The sequence below is a fragment of the Symbiobacterium sp. genome (assembly GCF_040797425.1).
GTDB lineage: Bacteria > Bacillota > Sulfobacillia > Symbiobacteriales > Symbiobacteriaceae > Symbiobacterium.
Genome location: NZ_JBFNEH010000017.1, coordinates 35,696 through 56,022 on the forward strand (window position 1 = coordinate 35,696; position 20,327 = coordinate 56,022).

General features: G+C 69.4%; 17 protein-coding genes. 3 read left to right on the plus strand and 14 right to left on the minus strand.

Translation table 11 applies throughout. From position 1 onward, the window contains the following. Positions 1 to 271 precede the first annotated feature (271 nt). Complete coding sequence (locus AB2385_RS07355; RefSeq protein WP_367654306.1) at positions 272 to 1,051, minus strand: hypothetical protein; 780 nt, start codon at positions 1,049 to 1,051, stop codon at positions 272 to 274. Between the two features lie 107 nt (positions 1,052 to 1,158). Beyond that, positions 1,159 to 2,538: a 16S rRNA (cytosine(967)-C(5))-methyltransferase RsmB gene (rsmB, locus tag AB2385_RS07360; protein ID WP_367654307.1), complete on the minus strand. Its 1,380-nt coding sequence runs from the start codon at positions 2,536 to 2,538 to the stop codon at positions 1,159 to 1,161. Positions 2,539 to 2,797: 259 nt separating this feature from the next. On the opposite strand from rsmB, the gene AB2385_RS07365 reads away from it, so the two are divergent. Next, positions 2,798 to 3,340 (plus strand): matrixin family metalloprotease, encoded by a 543-nt coding sequence (locus AB2385_RS07365; RefSeq protein ID WP_367654308.1) that lies wholly within the window; start codon positions 2,798 to 2,800, stop codon positions 3,338 to 3,340. Positions 3,341 to 3,359: 19 nt separating this feature from the next. Next, positions 3,360 to 3,947 (plus strand): hypothetical protein, encoded by a 588-nt coding sequence (locus AB2385_RS07370; protein WP_367654309.1) that lies wholly within the window; start codon positions 3,360 to 3,362, stop codon positions 3,945 to 3,947. Between the two features lie 103 nt (positions 3,948 to 4,050). Here the strand turns inward: AB2385_RS07370 and AB2385_RS07375 are convergent, their stop codons facing one another. The 12 genes from AB2385_RS07375 to AB2385_RS07430 all read right to left on the minus strand — a co-directional run bounded on the left by AB2385_RS07375 (position 4,051) and on the right by AB2385_RS07430 (position 18,016). Then, a complete protein-coding gene (locus AB2385_RS07375; protein WP_367654310.1) occupies positions 4,051 to 4,761 on the minus strand; it encodes a zinc metallopeptidase in 711 nt (236 codons plus the stop codon). Between the two features lie 112 nt (positions 4,762 to 4,873). Continuing rightward, positions 4,874 to 5,815 (minus strand): methionyl-tRNA formyltransferase, encoded by a 942-nt coding sequence (gene fmt / locus AB2385_RS07380; RefSeq protein WP_367654311.1) that lies wholly within the window; start codon positions 5,813 to 5,815, stop codon positions 4,874 to 4,876. A gap of 47 nt (positions 5,816 to 5,862) precedes the next feature. Continuing rightward, the gene (def, locus tag AB2385_RS07385; protein WP_367654312.1) at positions 5,863 to 6,540 is read right to left on the minus strand and encodes a peptide deformylase; all 678 of its coding nucleotides are present in this window, start codon (positions 6,538 to 6,540) and stop codon (positions 5,863 to 5,865) included. 155 nt (positions 6,541 to 6,695) lie between these two features. Continuing rightward, the gene (gene priA / locus AB2385_RS07390) at positions 6,696 to 9,029 is read right to left on the minus strand and encodes a primosomal protein N' (protein WP_367654313.1); all 2,334 of its coding nucleotides are present in this window, start codon (positions 9,027 to 9,029) and stop codon (positions 6,696 to 6,698) included. Then, a complete protein-coding gene (gene coaBC, locus AB2385_RS07395) occupies positions 9,022 to 10,281 on the minus strand; it encodes a bifunctional phosphopantothenoylcysteine decarboxylase/phosphopantothenate--cysteine ligase CoaBC (protein ID WP_367654314.1) in 1,260 nt (419 codons plus the stop codon). The genes priA and coaBC overlap by 8 nt, the downstream gene beginning before the upstream one ends. 90 nt (positions 10,282 to 10,371) lie before the next feature. Next, positions 10,372 to 10,581 (minus strand): DNA-directed RNA polymerase subunit omega, encoded by a 210-nt coding sequence (gene rpoZ / locus AB2385_RS07400; protein ID WP_367654315.1) that lies wholly within the window; start codon positions 10,579 to 10,581, stop codon positions 10,372 to 10,374. Between the two features lie 3 nt (positions 10,582 to 10,584). Next, positions 10,585 to 11,214 carry a guanylate kinase gene (gene gmk / locus AB2385_RS07405; RefSeq protein WP_367654330.1) on the minus strand — a complete coding sequence of 210 codons (630 nt, stop codon included), beginning with the start codon at positions 11,212 to 11,214 and terminating at the stop codon, positions 10,585 to 10,587. A 2-nt stretch (positions 11,215 to 11,216) separates the two neighbouring features. After that, positions 11,217 to 11,510, minus strand: a complete 294-nt coding sequence (gene remA, locus AB2385_RS07410) for an extracellular matrix/biofilm regulator RemA (RefSeq protein ID WP_367654316.1) — start codon at positions 11,508 to 11,510, stop codon at positions 11,217 to 11,219. Positions 11,511 to 11,538: 28 nt separating this feature from the next. Then, positions 11,539 to 12,417: a YicC/YloC family endoribonuclease gene (locus AB2385_RS07415; protein ID WP_367654317.1), complete on the minus strand. Its 879-nt coding sequence runs from the start codon at positions 12,415 to 12,417 to the stop codon at positions 11,539 to 11,541. 185 nt (positions 12,418 to 12,602) lie between these two features. Beyond that, positions 12,603 to 13,733 carry a hypothetical protein gene (locus AB2385_RS07420; protein WP_367654318.1) on the minus strand — a complete coding sequence of 377 codons (1,131 nt, stop codon included), beginning with the start codon at positions 13,731 to 13,733 and terminating at the stop codon, positions 12,603 to 12,605. A 95-nt stretch (positions 13,734 to 13,828) separates the two neighbouring features. Next, positions 13,829 to 16,777 (minus strand): cation-translocating P-type ATPase, encoded by a 2,949-nt coding sequence (locus AB2385_RS07425; RefSeq protein ID WP_367654319.1) that lies wholly within the window; start codon positions 16,775 to 16,777, stop codon positions 13,829 to 13,831. Positions 16,778 to 17,134: 357 nt separating this feature from the next. Further along, entirely contained in the window at positions 17,135 to 18,016 is an 882-nt protein-coding gene (locus AB2385_RS07430) for an NAD(P)H-dependent flavin oxidoreductase (protein WP_367654320.1), read from the minus strand. 304 nt (positions 18,017 to 18,320) lie between these two features. Here AB2385_RS07430 and AB2385_RS07435 point away from each other — a divergent pair, with 304 nt between their 5' ends. Then, entirely contained in the window at positions 18,321 to 20,285 is a 1,965-nt protein-coding gene (locus AB2385_RS07435) for an NFACT family protein (RefSeq protein WP_367654321.1), read from the plus strand. The last annotated feature ends 42 nt before the right edge of the window (positions 20,286 to 20,327 follow it).

The window sequence follows — 20,327 nt, forward strand, 5'->3', positions numbered from 1 at the left end:
ACCTGCCGCATCTGATCTCCTGACCGAACGCTGCTGGTGTTGCGGGATCTCGTGCCTATATTTCGCCTCTACGAGTGTTCGCGGTGGACGTCATACTACTGCTCAAATCTACCACTTGAACCGCCTACACGTCAAAAATCCCCCGCCACGGCAACCCGGATGGGGGCGCAAGGCTAACGACAATCCCCCGCCGCGGCAAGCCGGGCGGGGGTGAAGTGGTATGGATCGGTGGAGATCACGGTCCTTGCGGGGCCAGCGTGGTGCCCGGCCGTCACGGGATGTGCAGTTCGCCGTCCTCCGTCAGGAACTGCCCGTCCGCGTTCGGTTCGCTCGCCGTGCAGCCTCTCAGCACGAACCCCAGCGAATCGGTGAAATCCATGGCAGTGCAGGTGTACGCGAACTGCCCCTGCGTGCCGAAACGGTCCTGGCTGTCGATGCGGACTGCAATCGAGTCCCGCTGCTGCACGGACACGTCGTAGGTGATCGGGTCACCCTCGGTGGTGTAGGCGACCGTCCGGAACAGGGCCGAACGGTTCGAGAGGTAGGCATCCCAGAGGCACTTACGCCGCTCGGGGCTCTGCCCCTCGCCGTGAACGTACTTGTCCTCCCCGCACTGCTGCAGCGGCTGTGCGGGTTCGATACCCACGAAGGCGCCGGAGCCCGCCCCGCCCGCAACCGGAACCGTGGGGGGCGCACCGGGGTCCACCCCGGCGAAACCACTGCCCGCGGATCCGACCGGCGCGGTGGGCCCCCGCCCGGACCCGACGGTCGGATCGGGATCGGGCCTGGCGCTCACGGGGGCGTTCGGATCAATCCCCGGGGCAAGGTTCCCGGCGTTCGAGACCGGCGCGTCGGGATCAAGCCAGGGCTCGGCGGCGCCATCCCTGTCGACCTGGGAAGCGATGGCAGGCTCGATGCCCGACGCCTGCGTGATCTCCCGTTCCTGCGCGTCCTCCGGCCGGCTCTGCCCCGGCGAGGCCGCGCAGCCTGCGACCAGCGCCATCACCAGCAGCGCTCCTGCGAGCGGCGCACGCCTGGTCCACTTCTTCATGGCGGTGCCCCCCTTCGCCCCCTTGGACGGTACGGACACCGCCGAGCGTTTCAAGATGGGCGTGATCCTTTTTCCGCCATGCAGGCGACCAGGGTTCGGCCCCGGCGCTATCCTTTCTTCACCATCCGCGCGATAAAGAAGCCGTCGGTGCCGTGCACGTGGGGCAACAGCTGCACGTACCCCTCGGCCTGCTCTTCCCGGGAGATCGTCTCCGGCAGGTAAGCCCAGATGTTGTCAAAGCGGAACTCGGGGTGGTCGGCCACGAAAGACTCCACCAGCTCCTGATTCTCCGCTTTCTGAATCGTGCAGGTGGAGTAGACCAGCACCCCGCCCGGCTTCAAGGCCTTCGCCGCCGACTCCAGGATGGCCCGCTGCAGCGGCACCAGCGTGGCCACGTCCTCCGGGTTCTTCCGCCAGCGGGCATCGGGCCTGCGGGCCAGGGTGCCCAGCCCCGAGCAGGGCAGGTCGCAGAGGACGGCGTCCGCCCGCTCGGGCATGGCATCGCCCACCTGCCTGGCGTCCAGGCAGACGCCCTCCACGATCGTGGTGCCCAGCCGCCGGGCGCTGTCCTCGATCAGGTCCACCTTGTGCGGGTGGACGTCCACCGCGATCACCCGGCCCTGGTTGCCCATCAGCTCCGCCAGGTGCGTGGACTTGCCGCCCGGGGCGGCCGCCAGGTCGATCACCGTCCAGCCCGGCTGCGGATTCACCACCGCCGCCACGAGCATCGACGACTCGTCCTGCACGGTGATCAGCCCCTGCTTCATCGCCTGGAGCCGGTCGAGCGAGGAGGCCGAGGTGAGGTCCTGGATGACAAGCCCCTGCGGCGAGTGGCGGGTGGGCTCGGTGCGCACCCCCTCCGCAGCCAGGGCAGCGGCGGCTTCTTCCCGGGTAGCCTTCAGCCGGTTGACCCGTACCGTGAGAGGCGGCACCTGGTTCCCTGCCTCCAGCAGGCGGACCGTCTCGTCAGGGCCGAAGCGCTCCAACCACTGGGCGACGAGCCACTCGGGGTAGGAGAATTTCACCGCCAGGGCCCGGACGGGGTCGGCGGCCTCGTCCGGCCACTGCAACTCGGGAAGCTGGCGCAGGAGATTGCGCAGCACGCCGTTGACGAACTTGGCCACCCCGGCGTGACCATACTGCTTGGCCAGTTCCACCGCCTGGTTGACGGCGGCCGCCGGAGGGATGCGGTCCATGTAGAGGATCTGGTAGACCGCCTCCCGCAGGATGTTGCGAACCCACGGGTCGGTCTTCTCCAGGGGGCGCGAGGCCACCTGGCCGATGGCCCAGTCGAGCGTGGCCCGCCGACGGGTGACACCGTAGGCCAGTTCCGTGGCCAGGGCGCGCTCCCGCCCCTCCAGGCCGCTGCCGGAGAGGTGGTGGTCAAGGGCGAGGTTGGCGTAGGCCGCCTTGACATCGACGTCATACAGGGCTCGCAGCGCCGCCTCGCGGCCGGTGCGCGGCGGCTTGGGCTTGGGACGCGGCATGGACTCGCCTCCAGCGATTGCTTGTCATTCTTTGGAGAGTGTACCGCAAGTGGCGCGGATGGGCAAATGGCGTCTTGCGCGCTGCGGAAGTCGTTTTGCGAGGGATAAAACTAGGCAGATATGTTTCACTTATATGCCGATATTGGCATGATAGACACGCATTCCAACCCCGGTCCGGGAGGTGGTGGAAAGGGGTTATTGACCGTGTTGCGTCTAGCGCCATGTCTCGGATACACCAAGTCTAAGGGGTGAGTTCCAGTTGAAGCGAATCTTCAAGGTGGGGGTTACGGTAACGCTGACTGCGCTGTTGACGGCGCCCGTGGCTTATGCCTGGACGGCTGACTACTACTGGCCTCACACGCGCGGCCAGACCTTGCAGATTACATACAAGTGGGGCGATCGCCTTGACGACGTGCCTAACTCGGTCTGGCGAAAGGTGTTCACCAACGGCATGAACCAGTGGACAACGAAAACGGGCAACAAGGTAAGGTTCAGCGAGAGCAGTTCATCCTCCAATATCCTCAATACCTATGACGACGACGATGGTAACTACGGCATATGCTACCGGTGGACGCACTGGTTGACCGGTAAGCTGACCAAGTTCGAAGCATATGGCAACGTGAATACAACGGCCGGTGTCTCGGATACGTTCAGGCAGAGCGTGGCAACGCACGAACTCGGGCATGGACTGGGCCTGGGTCATTCTGATCAGGTGGCGGTCATGAACACCGATCGAGACCGCAACAGGATCTACGTGCCGCAGACCGATGACGTCAACGGGATCCTCTCGATGTACCCGTAATGGTGCGGAGGTGTGAGTTGTGAAGAAGAAGTGGGCAACGTCCATAGCCGTGGTAGCCTTGCTGGCCGCTGCGCTGGTCGGCTATCGACTGGCCACCTGGGAAGTCGCCACGGTCCACGCCGACTATCCTACCATCACAACGTTGGAGGAGCTGACCCGGCAGGCAACGGTGATCGTTGTGGGAACCGTTGAGGAGGTAGCCGGGACAAGGAACACGGCTCGCGACCCCCTGGATCCTCAGAAGCCCCACCCGTCCCTGGAAATCGTGAGCGTGGACTACCAGGTTCGGGTCGAAGAAGTCTTGAAAGGTGCGGCACCGGCCCAGCTCCTGGTGACACAGGCAAAGTCGGCAGCACCCAAAGGCGAGTCGCATGTCCTCTTTGAAGGCTTCAAGGACCTGGCCGTTGGCCAGCGATACCTCTTGTTCCTCCGCCAAACCACCGATGGTTCCGAACGCTGGATCGGGATCGCCGAGCCCTGGCGTTTTGCACTCCTCAACGACAGGATCATCGTGGAAAGCCGGTGGGAACACGCGACCTCTTACTTCCCCGCGGCAAACGCCAACGAGTTCTTGACCCAAGTCCGCTCCTATATCAGTGCGAACTAACCCTTCCCCCGGAGTCAGCGCCCGTGTTTGGGCGCAAGACAGAAAGCTTGGCGCACGATCGTGCGCCAAGCTTGCGTTTTGCCCCTGTTCCGGTCCGGCCGGCTTACTCGTCCCGGGCCATGCCCCGCAGGACCAGCAACCGCACCAGGCTCATCACCGCCGTGGCGGCACCGGCCACGTAGGTGAGCGCGGCTGCGTTCAGCATCTTCCGGGCCCCGACGACCTCCTGGCGGGTCATGTACCCGCCGGTCTCCAGGATCTCCACCGCACGGCTGGAGGCGTTGAACTCCACCGGCAGGGTGACCAGGTAGAACAGGACGGCCGCCAGGAACAGAATGATCCCCAGGTCCGCCAGCCAGATGCCGCCCGCGCCCCCGAAGACCAGACCCAGGATGACCAGGAACGGGCCGAGGCTGTCGCCGATGCGGGCGACGGGCCAGATGAGGTTGCGCATCTGCAGCGGCGTGTAGGCCAGCTCGTGCTGAATCGCATGCCCGACCTCGTGCGCCGCCACGCCGATGGCAGCAATGGAGTTGCTGTAGTACGTCGCATCCGAGAGGCGCACCACCCGCTTCTGCGGATCGTAATGGTCGGTCAGGTGGCCCGACACGCGTTCGACGGGGATGTCGGTGAGCCCGTTCTTGTCGAGGATGTCACGGGCTACCTGCGCCGCCGTCACCCCCGACCGGGTGCCCACGCGCGACCACTCGTTGAACGCGCTCCGCACGCGGGCCTGCGCCCAGATGACCAGGATGATCGCCGGCAGCAGCAAGATATAGGTAGGATCGAACATCGGGTAAAAGCCATACGGCATCAAGCCAGGACCCTCCCGTTCGAATTCGCTGTCCCTCGGCCTGTGGCCGGAACGCCTGTCTAATTGTAATGACTATGTGAGCCGGCCCGCAGGTTCGCGCTCCCCGGCGAAATCACCCGGAAAACCGCGTGCCCACCCGGGCCCCGCCGCCGTTCACGAACGACTGGGCGTCCATCCGCCCCTTCCCGGCCGGCTGCACCTCCCGCACCAGCAGTCCGCCGTCGCCGGTCGCCACGACGAAGCCCTCCCGCTTCACCAACTCCACGACGGTCCCGGGCTCGGCGTCCGGCCTGGGGTTGGGCACCACGGAAGTGCGCCATATCTTGAGGGTTCCCTTCGGGCCGGTGGTGTACGCACCGGGCCACGGGTTCAGCGCCCGGACCTGGTTGTGCAGGTCCCGGGCCGGGCGGGACCAGTCGATCAGCTCGTCCGAGCGCTCGAGCTTCGCGGCGTAGGTCACGCCGTGCGCGGGCTGCGGGATGCGCGGGGCGTCGCCCGCCTCGATCCGCCGCACGGTCTCCAGCAGCAGTTCAGCCCCGAGCTGCGCCAGCCGGTCGTGAAGCTCGCCGCCGGTGTCGTCCGGACCGATGGGAATCCGGGCGGTCAGGCAGACGTCGCCCGTGTCCATGCCCTCGTCCATCCACATCGTGCAGACGCCGGTCTCGGTGTCGCCCGCCATGATCGCCCGCTGGATCGGCGCCGCACCCCGCCACCGGGGCAGCAGCGAAGCGTGGACGTTAACCGAGCCCAGCGGACTGATCGCCAGCGCCTCCTTCGAGAGGATCTGCCCGTAGGCCACCACCACGGTGAGGTCCGAACCCAGTTCCTTCAGCTGGGCGACCACCTCGGGGCGGCGGAGCCGGCGGGGCTGGAAGAGCGGCAGGCCGTGGGCCAGGGCCACCTCCTTCACCGGCGAGGGACGCAGCTTGCCGCCGCGGCCCGCGGGCTGGTCGGGCTGGGTCACGACGCCCACCACCGGGTAGCCCGCCTGCAGCAGGGCCTTGAGGGAGGTGGCGGCAAAGTCAGGGGTGCCCATGAACAGGATCTTCAGCAAGTCGATTCCCCCCTCGCCATCGCGGCCGCACGGCCGCCTGGCCTGTTCTAGTTCCCGCCGCCCGCGGGGGCCTTCTCCGCGGACGTCCGGCCGGCGGCCTCCGCGTCCTCCGCTGCGGCGCCGGGGGCCTCGCCGCCAGTCGCCGCCTCTGCGGCAGCCGTCGCACCAGCCCCGGCCGCGGACTCAGACGAGGCGCCTTCAGCGGCGGGCTCGGCCTCCGCGACCGGCCCTTCGGCGACCTCAGCCGACTCCTCCTCGCCCTCTTCGACCGGCCGGAGGTTCTCGCACTTGTCGGTGTAGAGGATGCCGTCCAGGTGGTCGATCTCGTGCTGGAAGATGCGGGCGAGCCAGCCCTCGGCGTCGATCCAGACCTTCTTGCCGTGCCGGTCGAGGCCCACCACCTGTACCTTCTCGTAGCGCCACACGTCGCCCACCATGCCGGGGATCGAGAGGCACCCCTCCGTGCCCTTCACCCAGCCCTCGGCCCTGGTGATTTCCGGGTTGATCAGCTGGTAGAGCTGGCCGGAGCCGTCCTGCGGGTCGACGACGATGATGCGCTTGGAAACGCCCACCTGCGGGGCCGCAAGGCCCACGCCCGGTGCGGCGTACATTGTCTCCGTCATATCGTCCAGCAGCTTTCGGATGGAGGCGTTGATCTTCGTCACCGGCTTCGCCTTCTTGCGCAACACCTCCGCCGGGTCTTTCACGATTTCGAGAATGGCCATTGTCTGATCTGCCCTCCATGTTCTCTTGCTGGTCACGTCGCCCGCACAGTCCGGGCGACCGCAGGGTCACCGGTGAGTCCAGTTCTTTCGACGTTCGGACCCCCCGACAGGGAACTCCCCGCCCGCCGCGCGTATGCGCGGCTCACGGCCCTCCCCTACAACACGCTCATCGGGTCCACATCCACGGCGAGCGTGACTGTCCGCGACTTGCGCCACTTCCCTCTGGCAGCCGCGAAGGCCGCCCGGACCTCGGCCGCCATCGCCCCGACGTCCACGCCCTTCAGCACCAGGTGGTACCGGTACTTGCCCCGCAGCTTGGCCAGCGGCGCCGGCGCGGGCCCCAGGATCTGCCCCCGGAAGCCGCCGCTGACCAGGACCTGGTGCACGTTCCGCGCCGTGTCGGCCACCTCGGCCTCGTGCTCGCCGGACAGCACCAGGTGGATCATGTGGGTGAAGGGCGGATACTCCAGCTCCTGCCGGAACTTGATCTCCTCGGCGAAGAACCGGGCGTAGTCGTGCTCGGCGGCCGCGAGCAGCGACGGGTGGTCGGGGTGGTAGGTCTGCACGATCACCCGCCCCGGCTTCTCCCCCCGGCCGGCCCGCCCCGCCACCTGCGTGACCAGCTGGAAGGTCCGCTCGGCGGCGCGGAAGTCGGGCAGGTTCAGGCTGGTGTCGGCCAGGACCACCCCCACCAGCGTGACGCCGGGGAAGTCGAGCCCCTTGGTGATCATCTGCGTGCCCACCAGCACGTCGACCTCCCGGTTGGCGAACCGGCGGAGGATGGCCGCGTGGGAACCCTTGCGCCGGGTGGTGTCCACGTCCATGCGGGCCACGCGGGCGTGCGGGTAGAGCTTGTGCAGCTCCTCCTCCACCCGCTCGGTGCCCGCCCCCAGGTGGCGGATGCGCTGCGACCCGCAGTGGGGGCAGACGCTGGGCAGCCGCGCGGTGTGGTCGCAGTAGTGGCAGGCCAGGTGGTCGTCGCCCAGGTGGTAGGTCATGGCCACCGCGCAGTGCGGGCACTGAATCGCCTGGCCGCAGTCCCGGCACAGGATAAACGTATTGTAACCCCTGCGATTCAGAAAAAGAATCGCCTGCTCGCCGGCCGTGAGCGTCTGGTCCAGGGCCTCGGTGAGGGCCCGGGAGAAGATCGACCGGTTGCCCGCCCTTAGCTCCTCCCGCATGTCCACCAGGGTGACCCGCGGCATGGGCCGGTCGTCGACCCGGTGCTCCAGCGAGACCAGCCGGTAGACCCCGGTTTCGGCCAGATGGTACGACTCCAGGGCCGGCGTCGCCGACCCGAGCACCAGCAGGGCCCCCTCCAGGCGGGCGCGCTCGGCCGCCACCTCCCGGGCGTGGTAGGCCGGCGGCGGCGACTCCTGCTTGTACGACTGCTCGTGCTCCTCGTCGATGATGATGAGCCCCACGTTCTCGAAGGGGGCAAAAATCGCAGACCGGGCGCCGACGACGATGGAGACCTCGCCCCGGCGGATGCGCTGCCACTCGTCGAACTTCTCCCCCGCCGAGAGCGCCGAGTGGAGCACGGCCACCTCGCCGCCGAAGCGGGCCCGGAACCGCTGGATCATCTGAGGCGTCAGCGAAATCTCGGGCACCAGGCAGATGGCGTTCCGCCCCATCTCCCGGACCATGGCGATGGCCCGGAGATATAGTTCGGTCTTGCCCGATCCGGTCACGCCGTGGACCAGCACCGGCTGGCGGAAGTCCGGCGGGGCGATCAGCTCCTGCCGGATCGACTCCAGCGCCTGCCGCTGCTCGGGCGTGAGCTCCGGCGGCGGGACGATCGTCACCTGCTCGCCGGCAAAGGGGTCGCGCCGGCGGGCCACCCGCCCGGCCACCAGCCAGCCCTTCTCCAGGGCCGCCTTGATCGGCCCGGCGATGGAGTCGCCCAGGTCGGCCAGCACCTGCGCCCGCTCGGCCTCGCCGCCCACACGGGCCATGTAGGCGACGAGCTCCGCCTGGCGCGGGGCCCTTTTCTGGAGCTGCTCCACCAGCGCCTCCACGTCGGCCACGTTCAGCCGGTAGCTCGTGATGGTGAGCGTGCGCACCTCCTGCCGGCGCGCCTCCGGAGGCAGGAGCAGCCGGAGCGCCGCCGGAAAGGTGGAAAGGTAGCGGTCGGCGGTCCAGCGAGCCAGCTGCACCAGCGGGGCCGGGATGGGCGGAATCTCGGGCAGGAGGCCCGCGATTTCCTTCAGCGTCACGCCCTCGGGCGCCAGGTCGGCGGGACCCACGTAGAGGCCCACCAGGCGCCGGGGACCGAAGGGCACCCGCACCCACTGGCCGGGCTGGAGGCGCCCGGAGAGGCTCCGGGGCACCAGGTAGGTGAAGAGCCTGTCCGTCCCCTCGGCCGTCACGTCCACGGCGACCTGGGCCAGCTCGGCGCCAAGTCTGGTGCCACCATCCATCGGCCGCTGTGCGTCCATGTCTGCATCGCCCTCCGCCGGGACCCCGTGCAGGGGGTCCCGGTCACGCATCGCTGCGGGCTCCCAGCAGGGCCGCCGCCCGGTCGAGGATCCGGTCGGCGACCTCCCGCTTGCTCATGAGGGGAAGCTCCTCGAGCCCATCCGGGAAGACGAAGGTCACCCGGTTGGTCTCGGTGCCGAAGCCCGCGCCCTCCTGCGTCACGTCGTTGGCCACCACAAAGTCGGCGTTCTTGCTGACCAGCTTCTGCCGGGCGCTCGCCACCAGGTTCTCCGTCTCGGCGGCGAAGGCCACGGTCACCTGGCCGGGCCGCTTGCGCCGGCCCAGTTCGGCGATGATGTCGGGGTTCTTCACCAGGGTGATGGTGAGCTCGTCCCGCTCCTTCTTGATCTTCTCGGAGGCCACGGTGGCCGGCCGGTAGTCGGCCGGTGCGGCCGCGGCCACGGCGATGTCGCACCCCGGAAACTCCCGGAGGCATGCCTCCAGCATCTGTTGGCACGACTCGACCGCCACCGCCCTCACGCCGGCGGGCGGCTCCAGGCTGGTGGGACCGTGCACCAGCACCACCTCGGCCCCCCGGGCGGCTGCGGCCGCGGCAACGGCGTAGCCCATCTTCCCGGTGGACCGGTTGCCGATGAACCGAACCGGGTCGAAGGGCTCCCAGGTGGTGCCGGCCGTCACCAGCACGCGGCGCCCGGCGAGGTCCCGCGCGTGCGCCGCGGCGGTCTTCGCACTGCCGCCGTCGGCGGCCCCCGGGCCAGCTGCCCCCAGCAGTTCCAGCGCCTTCTCCACGATCTTGACGGGCTCCGGCAGGCGGCCCTTGCCCATCAGCCCGGAGGCCAGACGCCCCTCCTCGGGCTCCATGATCGTCCAGCCCAACTCGGCCAGGATACGCAGGTTGCGCTGCGTCAGGGGGTTGGCGTACATCTCGGCCTCCATGGCCGGCGCCACCAGCACCGGACAGCGCACGCCCAGAGCCGTGACGGTGATCCAGTCGCCGGCGTGGCCGCCGGCCAGCCGGGCGATGGTGTTGGCCGTGGCCGGTGCGATGATGAGCAGGTCGGCCCGGTGCGTCAGCGTCACGTGGTCGACGTGGCCGTGAATCTGCTCGCCCATCAGGTCGACCTTCACCGGGTTGCCTGAAATCGCCTGGAACGTGAGCGGGGCCACCAGGCGGGTTGCCGCCTCCGTCATCAGTACGTGCACCTCGGCCCCCAGCTTCACCAGCCGGGAACAGATCTCCACCGCCTTGTAGGCCGCAATTCCACCGCTGACCCCGAGCAGGACCGTCTTTCCTTGCAGCATCGCCGACCCTTCCTTTGCGGTCAACTCGCCGAACACAGTAGGAAGAGGGCGCCCGGGGCGGGCGCCCTCTGCGGGCGAACTGTCACGAACCTACCCCAGCGGGGTGGGCTTGCCGCGCTCGAAGAAAAGCTTGCCGGCGGCCAGTTCCTCCAGTGCGATGGTCACCGGCTTGTTGGACTGGGATTCGACCATCTTGGGCTTGCCATCCTGGAGGTCGCGCGCCCGGCGCGCCGCCAGGATCACCAGCGTGTACTTGGAGTCGACCAGTTCCATCAGCTGATCAAGAGAGGGCTTGATCATCCTTCAGTAAAGCGCTCCCTTCTCCAGCAGAGTCTGGATCAGCGCCGCGCCGCCCCGGGCCGTCCGGGCTTTCTCCGCCATGATGATGGCCCGGAGTTCGGCCACGGCGCGGTTCAGGTCGTCGTTGACGATTACGTAATCATAAGTGAGGCCTTCCCGGATCCACTCCGGGGCCTCCGCCAGTCGCCGGGCCACCGCCTCGGGCGTCTCGGTGCCGCGTGCGGCGATGCGCTGCCGGAGCGCCTCCATCGAGGGCGGGATGACAAAGACGGAGACGGCGTCGGGGTAGTGCGCCCGCACCGCCCTCGCCCCCACCCGGTCGATGTCGAGGATCACGTCCTGCCCCCGGGCGGTCACCTCGTCCACGAAGGCCCGGGGGGTGCCGTAGTAGTTGCCGTAGACCTCGGCCCACTCCAGGAACTCCCCGGCCTCGATGCGGCGCTGGAACTCCTCGCGGGAGATGAAGTAGTACTCCACGCCGTCCACCTCGCCCGGGCGTTTGGGCCGGGTGGTACAGGAAACCGAGAAACGGATGTCCGGGACCTCCGCCAGCAGGGCGCGGCAGATGGTGCCTTTCCCCACCGCAGAAGGCCCCGTCACAACGACAAGGAGACCTCTTGGCTTAACGGGCATCGTCACGCTTCGCCTTCTTCATCCACGTCTTCGTCGTCGGTGCTGACGGAATCCTTGGAGGTGAGCCGGTGGGCCACGGTCTCCGGCTGGACCGCCGAGAGGACCACGTGGTCGGAATCGGTGATGACCACGGCCCGCGTCCGCCGGCCGTACGTCGCGTCGATCAGCGCACCCCTGTCGCGCGCCTCCGCGATGATCCGCTTGATGGGAGCCGACTCGGGACTGACGATAGCCACGATCCGGTGCCCGGCCACGATGTTGCCAAAGCCGATGTTCACTAGCTTGATGTCACCCACAACCCGGTCCTCCCTCTCAGTTGCTGCGTTATTCGAGATTCTGCACCTGCTCCCGGATCTTCTCCAGCTCGCTCTTGGCGGCAACCACCGCCGCGGCGAGCAAAGCGTCGTTCGCCTTCGATCCGATGGTGTTGATCTCGCGCCCCATCTCCTGCACCAGGAAGTCCAGCTTGCGCCCGACAGCCTCGTCCGTCTGCAGCGCCTGCCGGAACTGGGCGATGTGGCTGCCCAGCCGCTGCACTTCTTCCGTGATGTCCGCCCGATCGGCGAACAGGGCGACCTCCTGGGCCAGGCGCTGCGGGTCCACCGGGTTGGTGGGAGGCAGCAGCTCCTCCAGCCGGCGAATCAGCCGCTGGCGGTACTCCTCCACGACTTCGGGGGCCCGGGCCGCAGCGGCTGTGCGGAAGGAATCGATGCGGTCGAGCCGCTCGGCCAGGTCGACCGCCAGTGCGGCGCCTTCCTTCTCCCGCATCGCGACCAGCTGCGTCATCGCCTGGTCGAGTGCAGGTTCGAGCATGGCCCAGATCTGTTCGTCGGTCACGTCACCCTCGGTGACGGAGATGACCTCCGGCAGTCTTGCGAGCGTATCCAGCGAAATCTCCGGATTGCTCCCGATCTCTTCCGCTAGCTGCCTCAAAGCATTATAATACGCCAGCGCCAGATCCTTGTCAACCTTTGCCGCCCTGGCCTCTGCAGAGGGTTCCCAGACGACATAGACTTCCAGGCGCCCCCTCGTGACGCGGCTGAGGATCAGCTTCCGCGCCGGATCCTCCAGGGCACTGAACTGGCGCGGCATGCGGAAGACCACTTCGGAAAAGCGGTGGTTGACCGCCTTCACCTCCACGGTGATCTTCCCGGCCTCCCCCTCGGCCTCGCCGCGCCCGAAACCGGTCATGCTGCGTACCAAAGGCGTAGCGACCCCCTCTGGGGCGGGCGGCTGCGCCCGCCGTTCTCTGTGAGTTCTCATTTTATCACTTCGGTACTCGAAGAAGGTCTTCCTCCTGGGCAGCCCGGTTGACCGACCGGCGACGGAAACGCCGCGCTGTGAGAATCCGCCCCCTCCGCAGCCTCTCTGCGGAGGGGGCGGAACCGTTACTCCGACGGTGCGGGACCCGGGCCTCCGGTGCGCCGCTCGGCGCCGGTGGGGGTCTGCGTCGCCGGGGACTTCGGGGCCGGAGTCTGCGTCGCCGGGGTCTGCGTCATCAGGGTCTGCGTCATCGGGGCCTGCATCGCCGGGGTCCCCGTGCCCGGAGCCTGCGTCGTCGGGTTCTGCGTTGTCGGCCTCGTCAGCGTGGGCGGCTGGGGGTTGGCCCCGGCGCCCGCCGACGTGGCCCGCTGTGCGATGCCCACCAGGTCGGTCATGAACTCCGTGACCGGGCGCCCGGACCGCACGGCCGCGGTGATCTCGGCGAGCCGCCGCCTGTCGGCCTCGGTGTTCACCACCCGGATCTCGGCCACCCGGGGGCAGGCGGTGCGGATGCGCTGCACGACGGCAGCCGTGGTGGTCCCCCTGCCCGCCGCGGTCTGCCGGCGGATGGCCCGCGCGATGCCGTTGCCCGTCGCCCGCCCGGCCCCGTCAACCGTACCGGCACGGGTGGTCGCCTGGCCCGCACCGGTGGTCGTGCCCCCACCAGGGCGTGCAGCCGTGCCCGGGCGGACGCCGGTGGCGGTGCCACCCGCGGTCCCTGTGCCGGCGGCGTTGCCAGTCTGGGCGAGGGTTCCCTCCGCGCCGGCGATGTGGCCGTCTCCGTCGGTGTCAACGCCCGGCCGGCCGGTGAGGCCCGTGTCACCCACCGTGGTGCCGGCCTTGCTGGGAACGGTGTCCATCGTTCCGGCGGTTCCCGTGCCGGTGGCGTCCGGGGCGGCGGTGTTCCCCGCCGCGATGGCGTTCGACCGGACCCGTTCGGTCACGCCCGCCTGGTTGGCAGCAGGGGGGGTGACCGCGGCGCCCGCCGCCTGATCCGGCAGGGCCACCAGCGCCACGTTGCCGATGATGAGGCCGTTGGCGGCGCTGACGTTGCGGCCGGCGGCGCCGATGCCCCAGAAGCCGCCCATGTTCACCGGGTTGCCCAGGGCCGCGGCGCACTGGTCATCGTCGCCTGTGGTGGTGAAGACGTTGCTCTGGTTCACGCGGTTTCCGTTCTGCGGCTGGGCGGTGCACCCGGCGACCAGCAATGCGGCCGCCGTCGCCAGACCGACCCACTGTAGCGGTATGCGCTTCACGGCCGATCTCCCTTTCCTACAGGACTTGCGCGGCGGCGTGCGCGGGCACGCCGGCCGGCTTGACCTGCGGATAGGTTGACCGGAATCGGCGAATGCTATGCCTCCTCGATGTGCGCGTGGGCGCGCGGCATCCGGCCGAAGAGCACGAGACGCCGGATGGCGACCAGCACCTCGCCCGCGCTGGCGAGCAGCAGCACCACCAGCCACTGCCAGAGCGTGAGCGGCGCCGTACCGAAGACCGCGGCCAGCGGCGGCCAGTAGACCGCCAGCAGCAGGGCGGTGAGCGAGGAGGCGACCGCCGCGACCAGCCAGGGATTGTGCGAAAGCGGGGTCTCCCAGATGGCCCGGTGCTCGGACCGGCAGTCGAACACATGGATCAGCTGGGCGCAGACCAGCGTGGCCAGCGCCATGGTACGGGCGGGGCCGAGGACGGCCGGATCGTCGTACGGGGCGACCCCGGGCGTGCCGGGGATGGTGAAGAAGGCGATCAGGAAGGCCGTCAGCGTGCCGAGCCCGATCAGCACGCCGCGCCCCAGGATCTTGATGCCGAGCCGGCGGGCGAACACGCCCTCGTCGGGGCTGCGCGGCGGCCGGCGCATCACGTCCGGATCGGTGGGCTCCACGCCCAGGGCCATCGCCGGCAGGCCGTCAGTGACGAGGTTGACGAAGAGGATCTGGATCGGCAGGAGCGGCAGCGGCATCCGCATGATGGCCGCCAGGAACATGGTGAGCACCTCGCCGGTGTTGCAGGAGAGCAGGTAGCGGATGAACTTGCGGATGTTGTCGTAGATGCCCCGGCCCTCCTCCACCGCGGCGACGATGGTGGCGTAGTTGTCGTCGGCCAGGATCATGGCCGACGCTTCCTTGGTGACGTCGGTACCCGTCCGGCCCATGGCGATGCCGATGTCGGCCTCCTTCACCGCAGGGGCGTCGTTCACGCCGTCGCCCGTCATCGCCACCACCTCGCCCAGCGCCTTCAGGGCCCGGACGATCTGCAGCTTGTGCTGCGGCGAGACTCGGGCGAACACCCTGCACTCCTGCACGGCGTCCATCAGCTGCGACCCGGTGAGCTGGTCGAGCTCCTGGCCGGTCATCGCCCGGTCCCCGGGCCCCGCAATGCCCAGCTCCCGGGCCACGGCCAGGGCGGTGGCCGGGTGGTCGCCGGTAATCATCACGGTCCGGATGCCGGCCCGGTTCGCCGCCGCGACGGCCTTCTTCACCTCGGGGCGCGGCGGGTCGATCATCCCGAACAGGCCGAGGAAGACCAGATCCCGCTCCAGCGCCGCCGCCGCCTCGTCGGTGTCGAGGTCGGCCAGGGCCTCCGGCGACAGGCCCTCCTGCTCCCCCGGGCCGGCCGGCCCTTCCGGCCGTGTCGCCGAAGCCGCACGGCCAGCCTGGCCATTCCGCCCCGCCGGCCCTCCGCCGGGCCAGGGCCGGAACGCCACCGCCAGCACCCGCAGGGCATCGCCCGCCATGCGCAGGTTCTCGGCGAGGATGGCCTCCCGGTCGGCGTCGGTCAGGGGGACGATGCGCCCGTCCCGCAGGATGTGCGTCGAGAGCTCGAGGATCACGTCCGGGGCGCCCTTCACGTGCACGGCGTGACCGCCGCCGTCCGCCCCGGTGAGCACGCTCATGCGCCGCCGCTCCGACTCGAAGGGGACCTCCACCACGCGGGGGTAGCGCTCCTGCAGGGCGGGGAGGCGGTAGCCGCCCTTCTGCGCCGCCACCACCAGGGCGCCCTCCGTCGGGTCGCCCTGAATCGCGTATTCGCCCCGGCCGGGGGCCGCGGCCCCCAGGGCGCCCGCCCGCGCCTTGCGCCGCCCGCCGCGGCGGTCGCGCCCTGCCGGAATCAGCCGGGCGTTGCTGCAGAGGGCTGCCGACTTCAGCGCCTGGGCCAGGTCGGGGTCCTCCTGCGGGTTCACCGGCCGGTCGTCCAGCAGGAACTCGCCCGCCGGCCGGTAGCCGTCGCCGGTGACGGTGTAGCGCCGGCCGGCCACCCACGCGGTCCGCACCATCATCTCGTTCTTGGTGAGGGTCCCGGTCTTGTCGGAGCAGATCACCGTCGCGCAGCCCAGGGTCTCGACGGCCTGGAGCTTCCGCACGATGGCGCTCCGCCGGATCATCCGCTGCACGCCCAGGGCGAGGGAGACGGTGACGATGGCCGGCAGCCCCTCGGGGATGGCGGCGACCGCGAGCGAGACGCCCGCCAGGAAAAGCTGCGAGAGCCCGGAGCGGGTGAGCGCGTCCTCCCGCAGGAGGCCGGCCAGCACCACGACGGCGCAGACGGCCAGGCAGCCCGCCACCAGCCACTTGCCCAGCTGGGCGAGCCGCCGCTGCAGCGGGGTCTCCTCTTCCGCAACTTCCTGGATCAGGCCGGCGATGCGGCCCATCTCCGTCTCCATCCCGGTGGCCACCACCAGGGCGGCCCCCCGGCCCCGGGTGACGGTGGTGCCCATGTAGAGCATGTTGCGCCGGTCGCCCAGGGAGACGTCCTCCCCGCCCACCCAGGCGGCAGACTTGCGCACCGGCAGCGATTCCCCGGTGAGCGCCGCCTCCTCCACCTCCAGGCCGCTTCCCTCCACCAGGCGGGCGTCGGCCGGAACGCGGTCGCCGGCCTCCACCAGCAGCAGGTCGCCGGGGACCAGGTCCCGGGCGGCCACGGTCAGCTCCTGGCCCCCCCGCCGGACCCGCGCCGTGGGCGCGGTCAGGTCCTTCAGCGCCTCCAGCGACCGCTCGGCCCGGTACTCCTGCACGAAGCCGAGCAGGGCGTTGAGCACGACGATCACGACGATGGTGATGGCGTCCGCCGTCTCCCCCATGCCGTAGGAGATGGCGGTGGCCACCAGGAGCACGATCACCATCAGGTCCTGGAACTGCGCCAGCAGGATGCGCCACCACGGAACCGGGGGCGCCCCCTCCAGCAGGTTGGGGCCGAACTCCTGAAGCCGCTTCCGGCACTCCTCCGGGGAGAGGCCGGCGGCCACGTCGCTTCCCAGGGCGGCGGAGACCTCGTCCGCCCCCATCCGGTGCCACGGTTTCGACATGCAGGCTTCACCTCTGTCCAACCGTACGCACGAAGGCGGAGGGGTAGACCGGGGAAGCGGTGGACAATCCCGCCGCGCCCGGCGCCGGGGCCGAAGCAGAGGAAAGGGCCGTCCCCTGCAGCGTGTGCTGCTCGGGGAACGGCCTCGGCAACCGGCAGGTCCGTGGTGAAACAGCCGTATCGTCCCCCCGCCGCGCCCCGGGGGGCAAACTCGATCCGAATCACGGGACCGGCGCTCGCACTCCGCCCCGCCGATCGTGTCGCCGTCGTTCAGCACGGGACCGTTGAGGCAGAGATACTGTGCGGTGTCGAAGACCCGGCCGGCCCCCTGCCCCAGCGCCGGGCTCCCGCCCGCAGTTCAGTCCGCCGCGCCCTCGTCCGCAGCGGGGGTCGTGAGGCGCCGAAAAACCTCCGCCACGGGCACGATGTCGTCAATCTCCCCTACCCGCCCCCCGCAGAAGATGAGGCCGCTCTCCAACCGCCCCTGCTGGGCGTTCACCAGGGCGTTCCAGATGCAGTGGGAGCGCCCCTCGTCCCGGTGCAGGCAGTGCTTGAGGCAGTTGGTACAGCTGTACGTTCCCCCGTTCTCCCGGGTGCGGGGCAGCGCCTCGAAGGGGATGTGCGGCACGATGGCCCGGCTCTTGTACCCCGTCGGGCTCCAGTCCGTCACCTGGGAGCCCGTGGCGGCCAGCCACTTCGCCTTCATCGCGGGCGAGGCGGCCGACTCCTCGGTCATGGCGAAGCGGATGCCCATCTGCACCCCGTCGGCGCCCATGGCCAGGGCCCGGAGCACGTCCTGCCGGGTGAGCAGCCCGCCCGCGGCGATGATGGGCCCGGTGAAGCCGGCCTCCCGCAGGGCGGCGCGCACCGGGGGGAACAGCTCCCAGGTGGAGATCTCCGGGTCGTCGGGCCCCAGGTGGCCGCCCGCCTGGCCGCTCTCCACCACGATGCCGGTGATGCCCGGCGTGCGGGCGGCGATGCGGGCCGCCTTCACCGAGGAGATGATGCAGAAGGCCGGGATGCCGGCATCGTGCAGCTTCTTGAAGGGGCCGCGTGCGAAGCCGGCGCCAATGGCCACGTAGTCCACCCGCTCCTCGATGCAGACCTCCAGCAGCCGGTCGAAGAGATAGCCGGCGTACATCAGGTTCACGCCCACCACGCCGTCGGTGAGCGCCCTCGCCGCCCGGATCTCCCGGCGCAACTCCCCAGGCGGGATCCCCATCCCGCCGATGGTGCCCACGCCAGCTGGCCACCGCGGCCGCGAGCCGGTGCAGGGCGATGCGCACCGACATCCCGCCCTGCACGATGCAGTACCGGGCCACCTTGTTGCCCACGCGCAACGGGGGTAGGGTCATGGCGACAGCTCCTTATGTGCACGTATTAGTAGTTGGTCACAGTCTACCCCGCCGTGCGCGGTTCAGCCTCTCCCCAGAGGTCCATCTTGCGGTCTGCCTGTGGGCAGATGGCCCGGCCGACCATGGCAGGAACTGGGCTCCCGTGGTATCCTGTAAGTAGAGAGACGAACATGACGAAGGAGCCCGTACATGGCCTTTGACAGCATCGTGATGGCCGCCGTCGTGGCCGAACTCAGGGAGCGGCTGCAGGGCGGCCGGATTACCAAGATATACCAGCCAGAACCAGACGAACTGGCTCTCCTGTGCTACGCAGGCGGCGAGAACTACCGCCTCCTCCTCTCCGCTCACCCCCGCTACGCACGGATTCATCTCACCCGCATCGAGAAACGCAACCCGCCCACACCGCCCACGTTCTGCATGCTGATGCGGAAGTACGCGGAGGGCGGGCGAATCGTCCAGATCGCACAGGCCGGGCGCGACCGCATCTGCCGCATCACCATCGGCACCCTCGACGAGCTGGGCAACCCCACGACCTACACCCTGGTGGCCGAGGTGATGGGAAAGCACTCCAACATCGTGCTGGTGAACGCCCAGGGGCGCATCGTGGACGCCATCCGCCGGGTCACCGAAGAGGTAAACCGGTACCGGGAGCTGCTGCCGGGGCTGCCCTACGTGCCCCCGCCGCCCACGGGCAAGCTGGACCCGGCCCTCGTCACGGCGGCGGACCTGCCGCCTGACCCGGCGACCCCCGCCTGGCAGGCGCTCCTGGATCGGGTGGACGGCCTCAGCCCCCTCATCGCCCGCGAGGCGGTGTTCCGGGCCGGGGCGCCGGCCGACGCGCCGCTGGGTACGGTGGACCCAGAGGCCCTGGCGGAGGCCGTGCGCGGGCTCGCCGGATTCTGGGGCAGCAGCGACGGCCCAGCCGAGGCTCCAACCCCCGGCGGCTCACCCCGCGGGGTCGCCCTCATCGGGGACGGGGCCCCGGGCCGGACAGGCCAAGGCGGCTTCTCCCCCCGCCTCCTCTACACCCCCGACGGGCAACTGAAGGAGTTCCACGTGCTGGACCTCCGCCACTGGCCCGGCCGGGCCGAGACCGGCTTCGACTCGGTCTCCGACTGCCTCGACGCCTACTTCGGGCAGCGGGCCGATGAGGAGCGCTTCCGGTCCCTGCGCGGCAGCCTGGCCAGACTGCTGCGGGACGAGATCGCCCGGGTGCGCAAGAAGCTCCGGGCGCAGGAGGAGTCGCTGGCCACAGCCGAGTCCGCCGAGACCTTTCGCATTCAAGGTGAGCTGATAACGGCCAACCTGTGGCAGATCACGAGGGGACTCTCCGAGATCCGCGTGCCAAATTACTACGACCCCTCCGGCGGCGAGATCGTCATCCCGCTGGACCCCGCCCTCAGCCCCGCCGAGAACGCCCAGGCTTATTACCGCCGGTACCAGAAGGCCCGCAGCGGCCTGGCCTCCATCCGGGAGCAACTGGAGAAGAGTTCCGCCGAACTCGCCTACCTCGAGCAGGTCGAACTGGCCCTGGAGCAGGCAGAATCGCTGCCCGACCTGGAGGAGATCCGGCGGGAGCTGACCGCCGAGGGATACCTGAAGGAGCGCGCCGCCGGGCGTGAACCCGGGCAGGGCCGGGGCCGCCGGCCGGGGGACGGCAGGGAACAGCGGGCGCAGCCGCCGCTCACGCTCCGGTCCTCGGACGGGCTGGAGATCTGGGTCGGCCGCAACAACCGGCAGAACGACTACCTCACGCTGAGGCTTGCCGCCCCCAACGACCTGTGGTTCCATACCAAAGATATCCCGGGCTCCCATGTGATCCTGCGAGTACCGCCAGGAAAGCAGGTGCCAGAGCGCTCGATCCACGAGGCGGCCGCGCTGGCCGCGTACCACTCCAAGGCCCGACACTCGTCAGCTGTGCCGGTGGACTACACCGCCCGCAAGCACGTGCGTAAACCGAACGGAGCCCGACCGGGGATGGTCATATACGACAACCACCGCACACTCTGGGTGACGCCGGATCCGGACCTGTTCCCCATCCTGAGGCGGGGGTGGTCAGATGGCGGAGAGGGAACTCGACCGTGTGGTGCGGACGGTTGCGACGGCGATGGCCGTCCAGCTGGGCGTGCCGGAGGTACGGCCCGGAAAACATGAAGTCTGGTTGACTTTCGTACGTCGGAATGGAATCACCGAAGA

Coding starts and splice junctions, on each gene's coding strand:
- priA (WP_367654313.1), bottom strand. CDS start 9,029: ATGCGTGACCGGGACCCCCTGCACGGGGTCCCGGCGGAGGGCGATGCA.
- rpoZ (WP_367654315.1), bottom strand. CDS start 10,581: ATGATCAAGCCCTCTCTTGATCAGCTGATGGAACTGGTCGACTCCAAG.
- coaBC (WP_367654314.1), bottom strand. CDS start 10,281: ATGCTGCAAGGAAAGACGGTCCTGCTCGGGGTCAGCGGTGGAATTGCG.
- rsmB (WP_367654307.1), bottom strand. CDS start 2,538: ATGCCGCGTCCCAAGCCCAAGCCGCCGCGCACCGGCCGCGAGGCGGCG.
- AB2385_RS07435 (WP_367654321.1), top strand. CDS start 18,321: ATGGCCTTTGACAGCATCGTGATGGCCGCCGTCGTGGCCGAACTCAGG.
- AB2385_RS07375 (WP_367654310.1), bottom strand. CDS start 4,761: ATGCCGTATGGCTTTTACCCGATGTTCGATCCTACCTATATCTTGCTG.
- AB2385_RS07355 (WP_367654306.1), bottom strand. CDS start 1,051: ATGAAGAAGTGGACCAGGCGTGCGCCGCTCGCAGGAGCGCTGCTGGTG.
- gmk (WP_367654330.1), bottom strand. CDS start 11,214: ATGCCCGTTAAGCCAAGAGGTCTCCTTGTCGTTGTGACGGGGCCTTCT.
- AB2385_RS07425 (WP_367654319.1), bottom strand. CDS start 16,777: ATGTCGAAACCGTGGCACCGGATGGGGGCGGACGAGGTCTCCGCCGCC.
- def (WP_367654312.1), bottom strand. CDS start 6,540: ATGGCCATTCTCGAAATCGTGAAAGACCCGGCGGAGGTGTTGCGCAAG.